The organism is Vibrio sp. vnigr-6D03 (assembly GCF_002835515.1).
GTDB lineage: Bacteria > Pseudomonadota > Gammaproteobacteria > Enterobacterales > Vibrionaceae > Vibrio > Vibrio penaeicida.
Map to the genome: position 1 here is coordinate 38,899 of NZ_PIZL01000021.1, position 13,313 is coordinate 52,211.

Here is a 13,313-nt window from a genome sequence, read left to right on the forward strand (position 1 = left end):
CACCGTCACTTAGCCGTAAACCCACCATCCACAAATAAGGTTTGACCCGTTACGTAGTCCGAAGCGTGTGAAGCAAAAAACAGTATGGGACCATTTAAATCTTCCATTTCACCGTTTCTGCCTATCGCCGTTTGATTGGCGAGTACTTGCAGTTTGTCTGCATCTTCAAACAAGGGTTGCGTCAATTCACTCGGGAAGAAGCCAGGAGCGATGGCGTTGCACGTGATACCATCACCAGACCAAGCTTCTGCCATGGCACGAGTCAGCTGACATACGCCACCTTTAGATGCGCCGTAAGGCACACTGTTGGCAAACGCACGCTCGCTTTGCAGTGAGGCGATATTGATGATCTTTCCGTATCCCTTTTCTTTCATGTCTGGTACCAAGGCTTTTGCAAGAAAGAAGGGCAATTTTAGGTTGATGTTGAGAGTGCTATCCCAGCTCGTCTCATCAACTTCATCAACGGGTTGGCGCAAGTTCTGACCTGCAACATTCGCCAAAATATCCGGCGCACCATAGATGGATTTGCACTGCGCAATATGTTGTTCTAACTGGTCAAAGCGTGTTAAATCGCAACGAATGTAACTCGCCGTTCCTCCCTCCATCTCGATCTCTGCCACTGTGTCTTTGAGGGGAGAATCACGCCTGCCCATGATGACAACTTTAGCACCAGCGGCCGCAAGCGTTTTGGCAAACTGGCGGCCGATACCGGAACCGCCGCCAGTGACCAGTGCGACTTGCCCTTCAATAGAGAAATTCGCCGATGTGCTCATTATTTGTATCCCAACTCAAACTGTTCTTCAGGGAAGTATTTTGCCAATCGAGCATCACCTGTTCTGGCATGCGCTTCCATACCTTCAAGACGAGAAATACGCGCGGTAACGGCGGCAACCTCACGGTTTGCTTCTTCGCTCAGGCGTTGGAACGAACAGATCTTAATGAACTTGCTGACCGACAATCCTCCGGTGTACTTCGCCGCGCCTTTGGTCGGAAGAATGTGGTTAGGCCCTGAGCACTTATCACCAAATGCGACAGTGGATTCCTCTCCTAAGAAAAGTGAGCCGTAGTTCGATAAGTTTTCTAGCCACCAATCAAGATCGGCAGTTTGAACTTCCAAATGCTCCGAGGCGTATTCGTCACTGATTTGGACCACTTCTTCGCGCGTGTCACACACAATGACTTCACCATAATCATCCCATGCGGCAGTCGCAGCTTGTTTGGCTGTGTCTGGCAGGTCGGCGATCAGCTCAGGTACTCGCTTCATCACTTGCTCTGCAAGCGAATCAGACGTTGTGAATAACCAAGCAGGGCTATCGAAGCCATGTTCGGCTTGGCCTACCAAGTCAACCGCGACGATTTCAGGATCCGCTGTTTCATCTGCAATCACTGCAATTTCAGATGGACCGGCAAACATGTCGATACCGACTTGACCGTAAAGTTGACGCTTAGATTCCGCGACAAACCGATTACCTGGTCCCACCAATATGTCGGCTTTGTTTCCGGTAAATAAACCATTCGCCATAGATGCAATACCCTGAACGCCACCTAGTGCCAACATATAATCTGCGCCACACAGTTTCATGGTGTAGAGCACCGCTGGGTTAATGCCAACCTCTGGTCGAGCTGGAGAGCAAGCCACAACATTCTTTACGCCCGCTACTTTGGCGGTGGTGATACTCATGATGGCTGACGCAATGTGAGAGTATCGTCCTCCCGGTACATAACAGCCCGCAGTGTTCATTGGGATAAGCTTTTGCCCTGCGTATAAGCCGGGAGACAGCTCCACTTCGAACTCTTTTAAAGAATCTAATTGCGCTTGAGCGAATCGTTTGACTCGGTCATAAGCAAATTTGATGTCCGCCTTCATCTGATCGGTGAGTTGCTCTTCGGCAGCTTGAATCGCTTCTTCACCAACAAGGATATCGCCATCCCAATCGTCGAAGGATTTTGTGAAGTCGATGACTTGTTGTTCACCACCTTCTGCAATTTTAGCAAGCATGTCGCTGACGATTCGGCTTGTATCTTGTTCGCCAGTTGAAGCTGTTTTTATCGCCTTTTTCTTATATTGAATTGCCATTATTATCTCCTTGGAAATGTGCTTCTTTCAAAAATTTGGCGTGCAGAAACCCCTACAGCGATCGCTGCACGTTTAAAGCTATTTTTGTTACATGAGTAGTTCTGTTACGTGACTAGTTCGGTTGCACGACTAGTTCAGTTACATGAATTAACGCGTTATGCGAATCAGTTAAATTGGAGTGCCCATAGTGAAATCTCTGGAACAAATGCCAAGAGTAAAACCACTAGTAGCATCGACAGTACGTAAGGTGCTGCGTACTTAGCCACTTGCAAAACCGGTGTCTGGGTAACCCCTGAAACAACAAACAGATTCAACCCTAATGGTGGTGTGATGAACCCGACGCCCAGTGCGGTCACCATCATGATACAAAAGTGAATTTCATCCATGCCGATCGATTGAGCCAAAGGCAACAAGATGGGGGAAAGCACCACAATATTGGGTGTGGTTTCCATGACGCACCCAGCCAGAATTAGGATTCCAATCATAATCAGCGTTAGATACACCGGATCTTCCGTGATGTTGGTCATCTGAGTCACGAAACTTTGCGGAATTTCCAATACCGCCAAGGTTTGTGCCAAAGGAAGTGACATCGCAATGATTGGCAGAATGATTCCATTAATTTTCGCTGAACTGTAAAGCATTTTAGGGAAATCACGCCAAGTAATGGTTCGTTGGTATAAACCGATGCTCAACCCTACGAGTACTGCAACCGCTGCCGCTTCAGTTGGTGTGAAAATACCGGAATAGATACCACCAAGAATAATGAAAGGGATCAGTAATGCATCGCGTGAGTTATAAATAGTCGCAAACCAGTGCTTTAGTGAGAATCCTGTTTTCGAATTTTCGTACCCATTAATGGCGTTAAGCACAACATTGGTCGCCATAATAGAAATCATGATGAGTAAGCCTGGGATAGCAGCAGCCAAAAACAGCGTTGAGGCTGAAATACCCAAAATCAAACCAATAATGATGTAAGCGATAGACGGTGGGATCAGAATACCTGTACAGGCACCTGCAGCGACAAGAGCACATGCATACGCTTTTGGGTAACCTCTGTCGACTAAGCGATCAATCGTCATTCGGCCTACGGCGGCCGCACCAGCGGCATCGGATCCTGATATACAAGCGAAAAAACCACACCCCAAAACGGTTGATGTCCCTAAGCCTGATTTCGCACTGCCCGTCGAAGCTTCTGCAACATCCAGCAGTTTATTGGAAAGCCCCGTTCTTACCAGTACGTCGCCCGTTAAGATAAATAATGGTATTGCGATAAGCGCGAAGGCATCAATACCGTCAAATAACGACTCACCCACTAGAGAAAGTGGCAGCACATCAGTAAAGACCAACATCGCGATAGAGCCTAAACCCAGAACCACCCAAATTGGTACGGCTAAGAAAATCATGACCACCATGGCAATAACAGGACCGTAAACGGCAATGCCATAAGAAGCAGCGGAGGCTTGGTCGAGCAAATAGTAGTTATTCATTTTTCCTCCTAATCGATCAAGCGTTCGCCTTGGTATACCTGTCCGTTATTGAGCAGTGCTTTCACATCCCTTCTAATGGACTGAAGCAAGCGCAAAACAATTAAGGTGAAACCAAAGGGAACAGCAAATAAAAACCAAACTTGGCTGATGCGTAAACCATGGGTCACGGAGCCGAATTCCAGAGACGTTAATACGGGTCCGATAGAGACGATCAATGAAATCACTGCAAGCCCCAACGTAAGAAAGTCGCTGAACAGGTACACGGCAATTTGTGCGCGATTTGGCAAGAACCCCAGCAAAACATCTATGCGTATGTGAGCGCGGTTTTTAACCGCAAGTGAAGCGCCTATCCAAGCTAGGTAGATAAAGCAGTATCGAGCGACTTCTTCTCCCCAAATGGAGGAATAACTGAGCACAAATCGTCTGGTGACTTCAGAGATGATCGTCAGTACGATCATTGAATAGAACATTAGGCAGAGCCATCGTTCTAAATTTTGCTCTATGGTTGAAAACCGACTTTGTTGCATGTTTTACACCTTGATAAGGGAAACAAAAGAGAAAAAGGGCAGCCGCAAAGTAAACTACGGCTGCCAACGCCCTACACGTCATGGACGTAGTAACGTCCTTTAGTGTTCGCTGCTTCAAGCAACTTGTCGAAAGTGTCCAGCGATCCCGCCAGTGACTTCTTCGTTGAATCCCAAACCGCCAGTTGATGCCCTGCTTTTTCTTGCCATTGCGCAAGCTCTGAAGGCGTAGGGGAGTAGAATTGAACGTTATTCTTAGCAAGTTCAGACATCGCATATGCCCTTGCTGCGGGAACTTTGGCGAGGTTTTGATGCGCCGTTACTTCGCTCGCGGCTTCAATTGCTTCTTGCACGTCTTTTGGTAGCTTGTTAAACCACTGCAAGTTACATGAGAACACTTGAGCATCCGGTACTGAACGGATGAAAGTCACAGAAGAAAGCACGTCTTTAAACCCGAAAATGTTTAACGCTTCTACACTCGGATCCAGTGCATCGGCGACACCCTGTTTAATAGCGGAAGGTGTTTCCCCCCAAGCGATTGGCGTAGGGTTCGCACCGAGCAAGTGGTAAAACTGTTGAAGGATTTTAGAACCTGGAACTCGGAACTTAATGCCTTCCATTTGATCTGGGGTTTTAATGATTTCGTCTCTGCCTTTACGAAGGGCAACCACACGCGGATCGATGGTGACGTACCACAATGCTTTAAAGTTACGTTCTTCAAGCTTAGGGTCCACTTCTGCTTTCCACGCCGCTGAATTCACCAAGTTGACAAACTTTTGGTTTTCACCACACCAATAAGGAATATTGATTAAGTCCACAACAGGTGCGAAAGAAGAGAAATTAGAAAGCGAGTGCTGCGCAGCCTGAATGGTGCCTTGCTGTACTTTCTGAGCCAGTGCGCCGCCAGCACCAAGTTGACCACCTGGCGCTAATTTCACGTAGACCTGACCGTTGGTCATATTTTGGATATTCTCTTTGAAATCCAATTGCATAATAGGGTAACCACGAGATGCACCGAGAATGTAAGCGGTTGCAATGGTCATCGTGTATTTGGCTGCTTTCTGACGTTCACGCTCTTCTTTTGAGATAGCGGCAGCGGCTGTTGGGCTCATTAAAGCGCCCGCAGCACCCACCATTATCGCGGCAGTGACACCGGCTTTACCTGCAACTTCAAAGAATTTCCGACGCTCGATAGACTCGATTTGGTCGCTTTCGTTGATTCCTTTCATTTTTTGACTCCATTTTCACGTGATTGAAATGACGTTGGATTGTTGTCTACGAACCTGTTTTAGCGTCTAACACTGGCAACGCTTTACTGCTGATGGGCAGTGCATCGACCATCTACTCAAAACTGAGTTCTTAGGTTGTTTGTTTTTCTTGTTGCAAAATAAAAATGACACCAAACGCAGCGCCTGCGGCAAGCAGTAGTGCTTCTGGTACTACGTCTAAAGGTGGAATAGGAAAGTCGTGCCGAATGGAAGCCCATCCAACAAGAATGTTAGAGAGGTAAAGTACAAAAGAAGCAATACTGAGCACTAAATATTTGCGACTTCCAGCGGTAATAGGCACGGGATGAGATCCTGAAGATTTCTGTGATGCATCAGATGACTTTTCTGATATCGAAGTAGGCATGGTTATCATCCTTGCGTGGTTTGATTAACAACTCATTAACACCACCTTATTTATCGACTAAATAATAGTCAACTGTAAGCGCTTACATTTTTCTAATTAGAGCAAAAGTTAATCAATTTTTTCAATGTTGATCACGGAAATTGATGGTTTTATAGTCAATTGGTTTCATTTTTAATTCGGCTATCTTTTGGTGTTTACCATTTAAAATTATGAATAATAAAGACTTGTTGGTTTTTCTTGCGATTGAAATGCCGCTTGAATTTAAGCTTAGTCACAGTTCGTTATAGTCAATCTGATATAAATGTGTATAAAGTTTATACTGACAAACGTCTTGGTTAACTGTTGGAAAAACATGGTAAAAGGTAAGCGCTTACGCAAATCTTCAGACAAGCCAACGTTGGGCGATGTAGCCAAAGCGGCAGGGGTTTCTACCGCTACGGTTTCACGGGCACTTAATCAACCTCATCAAGTTAAGGAAACGTTGCGGGCTCGCATTGAAGACGAAATTAACAGGCTGGGCTATGTGCGTGATGGCGCTGCAAGGGCACTCGCCTCCAACAAAAAGCGCATGATAGGCGCAATAATTCCAACCATCGATAACGCAATCTTTGCTTCAGGCATTAACGCACTCGAACGCCGTTTATATGAAGAGGGATACACCCTTATGTTGGCGGTCAGTAACTACGATCCCAAGCACGAGCTCAAACAGGTTCGAGATATTATGGAGCAGGGGGTTGATGGGTTGCTACTGGTTGGAAATGATCATGCGCCTGAAACGTATTCCATCTTAAAGCAACATAACCAGATATTTGCCAATCTTTGGGCGCTGGACCGGACAAGCCCACACCCCTGTGTTGGGTTCGACAATTTCACCGCGGCGCAGCAAGTGACTGAGTATCTCCTTAATCAGGGGCATACTCGCTTTGGACTTATTTCCGGAATAACAAAAGGAAACGACAGAGCAACTGCGCGCTTAGAAGGCGCAAAAGAATCGCTTAAAAAAGCTGGTATCTTCCTGCAGCCCCAAGACGTTGTTGAATGCCGATACGATATATGGGAAGGCAGAAATGCATGTCGACACCTACTGGGTAGACCGGAACTAGAGAGACCGACTGCTCTTATTTGTGGTAACGACGTGTTGGCGTTTGGCTGTTTAACCGAATGCGATAAATTAGGCATTTCTGTGCCAACGCAAGTCTCCATAACCGGTTTTGATGACTTGCCCTTGTGCGAACACCTGTCACCAAGCTTAACCACTATTCGCGTCCCGTCTCGAATGATGGGTGAAAGAGCGGCCGATTTTATATTGGACCAAATTTCAGGTCGAGAATCTGCGACACATATTGAGGTTCCAACTCAGTTAGTAGTAAGAGAAAGCACCTCCGTTCCTATAACCAAGTAACTCCAAGAAGCTTGGTTCAGTGGCTTGTCTACCAACGACTTCTCAACCAAAGAAAAGTTAACTGGCTTTCAGACAAGACGCCGCTCCCTTCATTTTTCCCTTTATTCTAGCGATACGCCTAAAGCTCATTATCCAGATGATGTTTGGATACACACTTAGGTGTTCCGCATCCGTTATTGTTTCAATCTTCACTGTTCGATCTAAATGAATGACCATTGGTTTGTTGTGATACCTTTTGAGCTTTTAAGGCAATCAATGCGCTATAGAGTCAGCCATACGGTGAGTGGGGGAGTGTTTTATATCATTGATTGAAAGTGAAACAACTCCTATTTTTAACGCAAAAGTAGTAATTAATTTAACGAATCATTTACATGTTGTGACCTCCTATTATTCCTTAAGAAATTACAATTATATTAATAAATGTATTTCACTGTATTACAGAGTAAAAAGAAATAAGTTAGAAAAACAATTGGTGTCTACTGTGTGGTAAAAAATATCGTTACATTAGAAATGATATGTTTGTTCAAAAAAATGAATAAAGTAATGTTCAGTTTGTAATCTAATGAAAAATAAGAATTTTTAACCGTCTATCGACCCGTTAACGAGTGGGTATTACAAAGCGTTATCGCGCTATTAGAAAAATTTATAAGAAAATCATATATATGTGATGTGAAATTAGATTATAAAATAAGAATGTTTGTTATCATGCTTTTTATAAATTCTATGGAAGTAATGTTAGTCGTTTGAAATTTAATCAGTTAAATAGAGAGGTCGTTATAATTGGTTACACACGCCGTTCACGTTCAAACGAAAGATATTGACTTAGTCTGATAGATTCGGTTTTGCGTATTGTAAGTAGGGTATAGACAATATTTCTTTGCCCCCATTTATATGAACCCTAATTGAATGAGTAGCAATACAGGCTAAGTTTATAAGGGCACTAAATAGTAAGAGTAAAATCAAATGCTGAGAAATGTGATAGAAATTAAATACTTAAAAACATTCTCATGTGTCGCAAAATGTAAGAGCTTTTCGGCTGCTGCTGAGTCATTGTTTATCACTCAGCCTGCCGTTTCACAACATATTAAAAAGGTTGAAGCTCATATAGGTGCAAGTATTTTCGACAGGGAAGAAGGTTTTGAGTTAACGACGGAGGGCAAGATCTTACTAAAGTATACTGAACTAAGTTTAGAGCTTTACGATCAGCTTTTCGAAGAGTTAGGGAAAACTAAAAATAAAGAACATTATAAGATTGCGGTATCAGATTCTTTTTCAACTGAATTAGTCGATGAGGTGGTAAAGGCATTTCGTATATTAAGCCATCTCGATCTTAGTTTGGTCAATTTTCGCAATCCGAGAGATTTAGATGCCAGTAAATATGACATTATTCTAGGAGTAAATTCAGAGCCCTCGCGCACAGGACAAATGGTGAAAGTGAAGAGGACGCAATACGTAGTGTGTCAACGACTAACGGATCAGCCCATTATCCAGAACAACCCTGTTCGCATTGTACACTGCAGCTCTATAGAGAGAGAGCAAGTTTCAAGCCTACTGCAAGAGGTGGGCATAGGAACGGCAAATATACAAAGCTGGTTTAACACAAGTTCTTCAAGGCTTATGAAAGGTGAAATGGAAGAGCCAGGTACGGTATTAGTTTGCCCAAGTTGGAGTATTCAATCAAATAATCTTAGGGTACATAAAACATCTAATATCGTGAACTGTTTTGCATGGTGCAGTGAGTCGACATTTAAAGAGTTAAGCCAAGTCGGGTTGACGAACCAAATCAAAGAGCTTTTTATTCAGTCAGAACCCAAACTCGTCACAATGTGATATTCAGCCCAAAAAATAGTGGTAATTAAAGCAGGTTATTAAAACTTTAAAAGTACAAATAAGGCGAGCAAATCAATGCTCGCCTTTTTTATTGCTTCTATCTTTTTTGATTTCAATAAAATGATCTAATACACCTAGAAACAAAATTTATAATCAGTGGCTAAATTCCTAATGGATACGGCTTATTACATACAACTATAAGCATAATTAATAGTTGTATAAATAAGTATTAATTGTCGTTTTTCCTTTCGTTGCTATATTCGCTTCGGTTCATTCAAAGAAGGATTAAATGACAATGTTAAACACAATTACAAACCTATTGGCTAAATTCCAAAAAGACGAGCGCGGTGTAACTGCAGTTGAATATGCAATCATTGCTGTTGTTATTTCGGGCATTATTTTGGCGGCATTTAACAGTGGTTTAGGTGATGCAATTTCAGGTGCTATTGCTCAAATTTCCAGTCAACTAACAACCGCTACTACTGATGCAGCCGTCACTCCGTAATTTTTAGTCATCACCATATGGGTAGGCTTTTCCTACCCACAATCATAAGAGTTACGCTTCATGAGTAAACCTGTTCTCTTTATCTTACTTTCTGCGTTGTTATTTCTAGGGCTGTTTTATTCCAAAGATATTTTATTTGCTAGTGAAGCCCCAGTAATACCCGCTTCAACACAAGAAGCGACGGTTAACGTTCTGACTTTAGTTGAGCCTGTAGAAAAAGGGGTTCAATACAGCTTGGCCAATGTGGAATGGGTTGAGATGACAGAAAAAAAAGCGCAGCAAAATGGCTTGCTGGTTCAAGGCAGCAAGATTCCCAAAAGTAGTCTTTTTAGAGCTCAACTTGGCGAAGGAACGCTGCTTAAAAGATCCCAGCTATCGTTCCCAGGTGACGATGATTACATCAGCTTTACCTTGGCGAAAGATCACGTGCCTTACTACTACGAAACCGATGGGAAAAGTGTGTTAGATGCCATTGGCACCTATGCGGGTGACAAAGTCAGCTTCATCTCCACCACCAATTCCTATTCGAATATTCACGAAGCGGAATTTAAAGATGTGGGTAACCTGATTTCTGAAGTTCTGATTCATGACGCTAAGGTTATCCAAGTCACCAATACAGGCGAATCCAGCAGCGAGCAGGGGCGTCAAGTTAAAGCAAAACGCTTGGTGATTGAGTTGAGTATTCGTCAGGTAATGAAATTGGATATCGCTAAGCAAATCGGGCAGATCAGTATTGTGCCCTCCAACATGACCAATCAGTTTCTTTCCGTACGTAGCGTTGACTTACTTGAAAAACAACATGGGGTCAGAGAACTCAGAGCAGGCAGTGAATAATGAAAAATACAAAAGTAGCCGTTCTCATTTTTGCTTTATTTACGCACCTCAATATTGGCGCAGCTGAACTGATGTCGATAGATCAGGGAGCGGCAAAAACGGTGAAAACCAATCGAACGATAGATACCGTTTTTGTGTCCGACCAAAACATCGCCGACTACAAAGTAATAGACGAAACCAAAATCGTGATTCATGGAGTCAGTGTGGGCACGGCGAGTTTGATCGTTTTTGATCGCGGTGGCAATGAAATCTACAACTCAGAAATCGTAGTGAATAAGAGTTTGCGTTTGGTTAAGCAGATGCTTGTTGCTCATTTTCCGGATGAAGAAGTCAACGTAACTAATGTCGGTGAGCAGGTGGTTTTAGACGGCACCGTTCAAAGTGAAGAAGTAAAAAAGAAAATCTATCGCTTAGTTGGTGAAATGCTGAAGAAAAAATCCACGAGAAATACCTATAAGTTGGAAGACAGTGTGTCTGATAACGAGTTGGATTACACCGAAAGTTTCGTTTTCGAAGGGATTATCAATCACCTCAAGGTTCTGTCCACCGAACAAATAAACGTAAAGCTGACCGTCGCTGAAGTCTCTAGCAACTTTTTGTCGGAACTGGGTGTTTCGTACAGCAACATTGGTCAACCCGGTAAATACGTTAAACAAATCTTAGAATTTTCGGCTGAGGACATCGTCGCGGTAATTGCCGCCAGTAAGGACGACTCCATTGGGCAAGTGCTCGCAGAGCCAAATTTGTCGGTTATTTCTGGCGAAACCGCGAGCTTTTTAGTCGGCGGCGAATTACCAATGGTGGTGCGAGACGGCGATGGTGTGTCCATCTCATACAAAGAGTACGGCATTAAACTATCGATGGTCGGTAAAGTAACGGACACAGAAAACATTCGACTAACACTTCTGCCTGAAGTGAGTTCGATTGATGCATCGAATAGCCAAAGCAACGCGTTCTACAACATGCCTTCTCTGCGTACTCGAAAAGCACAAACCACAGTGCAACTTAAAGATGGGCAAAGTTTTGTTCTTGCAGGGCTATTAACAACAGAAGAGCGTGAAACATTAAGCCGTATTCCTGTCTTGGGTGACATTCCAATTCTTGGCGCGTTGTTTAGCCACACTAAATCCAACCGTACGAAAACTGAATTGATCATAGTAGCCACCGTCAACTTAGTTGATCCGGTAAAAAGCAAAGACATCAAGTTGCCAAAGTTCAAAGCGAGCAGCGATTTAGAGCGGCTATTCAGAATCAATTTATCTGATCCAGAAGTAGAACAAACCATAAAAGCAGGAGGTTTTTAATGCTCTTAAGACACTCATTCGTCTCAAAAATTTTGACGATTTCAGCGCCTCTTTTGCTTATCGGTTGCAGTTCTCCAATGTCTACGAACTTAACCCAAGTCGATGAGTTAGAGCAGATATACGAATTTAATGTTGTTGATAAACACATCGCGTTGAAACGCAGCATGGGGTTTATCGGTGACGTAAATAAGCACCACAAAAAGTCGGAGTTTGAAGTCTTCTATCACCCCAACGAAAGCGAGTTTGTTGCGGAATTACTGGAGTCGGCGAAAACAAAAGGCATTGATCGCCATCGAATCAGCGCGAAGTTAAAAGAATCAGGCGACACAGATAGTGAGTCACGCCCGCTGTCCGACAAAGCCGTCTCAATTGTTTCGCGTTACACCTTGGTTAACGCGAAAGAGTGCGAATCTCTTCATATGGGTAATGCGCAAAACTTCCATTTCGGGTGCGCGGTTGAATACAACCGAGTGATCAGCCTGAGTCAGCCTCTGAAAGGTGTTAAGTAAGCGATGGATTTAAACAACTTATTTAAAACCTCGGCGTCACCAAAAAAAAACGTATCCGAGTTCTCCGATCTGCTGGTTTCCGACGACGCAGAGTTTGTTCAGTCGGTAAGGGACTTGTATGCGATAGAAGGATTTCCTTCGCCGATTGAAATGCCGGAATTGACCAGCCAATCCAACATGGATTTAGGTAAGCAGAAAATCAAACACGTGGTGTTGGATTTTCGTCAGTCGAACAATGTTGTTGAAGAAATCAGCGACATTACCACTAAGTTGGACGTAGGTATTCGCATTATTGCCATCAGCAATTCGGATTCCATTCGGTTGAAAAACCGCGTACAAGCCCTCGGCGCAGAATACGTCTTGTGGGATGAAAATCTCCAAGATCTGCTCAATGCAGTGAGCGTATCTGAATCTGCAACCGGAACATTGGTGAATAAAACCCGTGTTGCAAAACGCGTTCTTCTGCTTTCTTGCAAAGGCGGAATTGGGCTCTCGACCATATCTTCATTAGTGGCGTACGGATTGTCTTCCGAAGCGCAGTTGAAAACGCTGCTGGTGGATCACGATTCTGGCGCGTTTACCTCGGATATTTTTCTCGGTATGAAAGGGGTAAAGCCAAGGCATAACAGCATCGATTTGAATCAGAGAGACATAGACAGTGCCATCGCTCAAACCTATGTCTCGAAGGTCGACGATAAGCTCGACTATTTGATTCTCGAAAAAACCACCGCTTGTGTCGGAGACCATGCCTCCACACTGCATAACCTTTCCTATCAGCTTGAAAGTAATTACAACTTTATTGTGGACTCTGTGCCACTGACGTCTTTCGAAGAAGTGCACGATCAAGACTTGAGTGAAAAGTATCACCGTATTTACCTGATCTGCGATCCGTCTGTGGCGTCATTGCGCGCCTATAACATCATCAAGAAAAAGATGGGCAAGTCGGCTCACCAAGTGTTGTTCATTCAAAATCGCCCTGCGAAAGACTACATGGTGCCATTAGAGAACGCCAAAGAACGAGTTAAGCGAAAAGAAGCGCTGTCTTTTTCATACGAATCGGGCTTGGAAAAGTTATTGATTCAGCAGGGAATGAAAGCGGTGATGAAAAGTAAGTTCTCTTTGCCAGTCGTTGAAATGGTGAAAGACCTCACTGGAAAAAACATCCGCCCTAAATCCAAATTTTCTTTGTTCAAGAAATAAGCGAGGGGT

The 13,313-nt window shown here is 43.8% G+C and carries 13 protein-coding genes; 7 read left to right on the top strand and 6 right to left on the bottom strand.

From position 1 onward, the window contains the following. Positions 1–5 precede the first annotated feature (5 nt). From CW749_RS18155 to CW749_RS18180, 6 genes are all read right to left on the bottom strand, one after another. Positions 6–773: an SDR family oxidoreductase gene (locus CW749_RS18155; RefSeq protein ID WP_101113688.1), complete on the bottom strand. Its 768-nt coding sequence runs from the start codon at positions 771–773 to the stop codon at positions 6–8. Next, a complete protein-coding gene (gene hisD / locus CW749_RS18160) occupies positions 773–2,077 on the bottom strand; it encodes a histidinol dehydrogenase (protein ID WP_101113689.1) in 1,305 nt (434 codons plus the stop codon). Before hisD ends, CW749_RS18155 begins: the two co-directional genes overlap by 1 nt. A 164-nt stretch (positions 2,078–2,241) precedes the next feature. Then, entirely contained in the window at positions 2,242–3,564 is a 1,323-nt protein-coding gene (locus tag CW749_RS18165; RefSeq protein WP_101113690.1) for a TRAP transporter large permease, read from the bottom strand. Between the two features lie 8 nt (positions 3,565–3,572). Next, a complete protein-coding gene (locus CW749_RS18170) occupies positions 3,573–4,091 on the bottom strand; it encodes a TRAP transporter small permease (RefSeq protein WP_101113691.1) in 519 nt (172 codons plus the stop codon). 71 nt (positions 4,092–4,162) lie between these two features. Beyond that, the gene (locus CW749_RS18175) at positions 4,163–5,317 is read right to left on the bottom strand and encodes a TRAP transporter substrate-binding protein (protein ID WP_101113692.1); all 1,155 of its coding nucleotides are present in this window, start codon (positions 5,315–5,317) and stop codon (positions 4,163–4,165) included. Positions 5,318–5,447: 130 nt separating this feature from the next. Beyond that, positions 5,448–5,720 carry a hypothetical protein gene (locus tag CW749_RS18180; protein ID WP_101113693.1) on the bottom strand — a complete coding sequence of 91 codons (273 nt, stop codon included), beginning with the start codon at positions 5,718–5,720 and terminating at the stop codon, positions 5,448–5,450. Between the two features lie 352 nt (positions 5,721–6,072). Here CW749_RS18180 and CW749_RS18185 point away from each other — a divergent pair, with 352 nt between their 5' ends. From CW749_RS18185 to CW749_RS18215, 7 genes are all read left to right on the top strand, one after another. Continuing rightward, positions 6,073–7,122, top strand: a complete 1,050-nt coding sequence (locus tag CW749_RS18185; protein WP_180958437.1) for a LacI family DNA-binding transcriptional regulator — start codon at positions 6,073–6,075, stop codon at positions 7,120–7,122. A gap of 963 nt (positions 7,123–8,085) precedes the next feature. Next, positions 8,086–8,952, top strand: coding sequence for a LysR family transcriptional regulator (locus CW749_RS18190; protein ID WP_101113695.1), 867 nt, complete (start codon positions 8,086–8,088; stop codon positions 8,950–8,952). 295 nt (positions 8,953–9,247) lie between these two features. After that, positions 9,248–9,457, top strand: a complete 210-nt coding sequence (locus CW749_RS18195) for a Flp family type IVb pilin (RefSeq protein ID WP_237322487.1) — start codon at positions 9,248–9,250, stop codon at positions 9,455–9,457. A 60-nt stretch (positions 9,458–9,517) separates the two neighbouring features. After that, entirely contained in the window at positions 9,518–10,291 is a 774-nt protein-coding gene (locus CW749_RS18200) for a pilus assembly protein CpaB (RefSeq protein WP_101113697.1), read from the top strand. Further along, entirely contained in the window at positions 10,291–11,595 is a 1,305-nt protein-coding gene (locus CW749_RS18205; protein ID WP_101113698.1) for a pilus assembly protein N-terminal domain-containing protein, read from the top strand. Before CW749_RS18200 ends, CW749_RS18205 begins: the two co-directional genes overlap by 1 nt. Positions 11,596–11,672: 77 nt before the next feature. Continuing rightward, positions 11,673–12,104, top strand: a complete 432-nt coding sequence (locus CW749_RS18210) for a hypothetical protein (protein WP_145997863.1) — start codon at positions 11,673–11,675, stop codon at positions 12,102–12,104. A 3-nt stretch (positions 12,105–12,107) separates the two neighbouring features. After that, positions 12,108–13,304: a type II secretion protein gene (locus CW749_RS18215; RefSeq protein WP_101113700.1), complete on the top strand. Its 1,197-nt coding sequence runs from the start codon at positions 12,108–12,110 to the stop codon at positions 13,302–13,304. Positions 13,305–13,313 lie beyond the last annotated feature (9 nt).

What these genes read in the sequence shown, in the direction of transcription:
- CW749_RS18165 (WP_101113690.1), bottom strand. Translation starts at nt 3,564, where the DNA reads ATGAATAACTACTATTTGCTCGACCAAGCCTCCGCTGCTTCTTATGGC.
- CW749_RS18190 (WP_101113695.1), top strand. Translation starts at nt 8,086, where the DNA reads ATGCTGAGAAATGTGATAGAAATTAAATACTTAAAAACATTCTCATGT.
- CW749_RS18195 (WP_237322487.1), top strand. Translation starts at nt 9,248, where the DNA reads ATGTTAAACACAATTACAAACCTATTGGCTAAATTCCAAAAAGACGAG.
- CW749_RS18205 (WP_101113698.1), top strand. Translation starts at nt 10,291, where the DNA reads ATGAAAAATACAAAAGTAGCCGTTCTCATTTTTGCTTTATTTACGCAC.
- CW749_RS18215 (WP_101113700.1), top strand. Translation starts at nt 12,108, where the DNA reads ATGGATTTAAACAACTTATTTAAAACCTCGGCGTCACCAAAAAAAAAC.
- CW749_RS18200 (WP_101113697.1), top strand. Translation starts at nt 9,518, where the DNA reads ATGAGTAAACCTGTTCTCTTTATCTTACTTTCTGCGTTGTTATTTCTA.
- CW749_RS18210 (WP_145997863.1), top strand. Translation starts at nt 11,673, where the DNA reads ATGTCTACGAACTTAACCCAAGTCGATGAGTTAGAGCAGATATACGAA.
- CW749_RS18180 (WP_101113693.1), bottom strand. Translation starts at nt 5,720, where the DNA reads ATGCCTACTTCGATATCAGAAAAGTCATCTGATGCATCACAGAAATCT.
- CW749_RS18185 (WP_180958437.1), top strand. Translation starts at nt 6,073, where the DNA reads ATGGTAAAAGGTAAGCGCTTACGCAAATCTTCAGACAAGCCAACGTTG.
- CW749_RS18175 (WP_101113692.1), bottom strand. Translation starts at nt 5,317, where the DNA reads ATGAAAGGAATCAACGAAAGCGACCAAATCGAGTCTATCGAGCGTCGG.
- CW749_RS18155 (WP_101113688.1), bottom strand. Translation starts at nt 773, where the DNA reads ATGAGCACATCGGCGAATTTCTCTATTGAAGGGCAAGTCGCACTGGTC.
- hisD (WP_101113689.1), bottom strand. Translation starts at nt 2,077, where the DNA reads ATGGCAATTCAATATAAGAAAAAGGCGATAAAAACAGCTTCAACTGGC.
- CW749_RS18170 (WP_101113691.1), bottom strand. Translation starts at nt 4,091, where the DNA reads ATGCAACAAAGTCGGTTTTCAACCATAGAGCAAAATTTAGAACGATGG.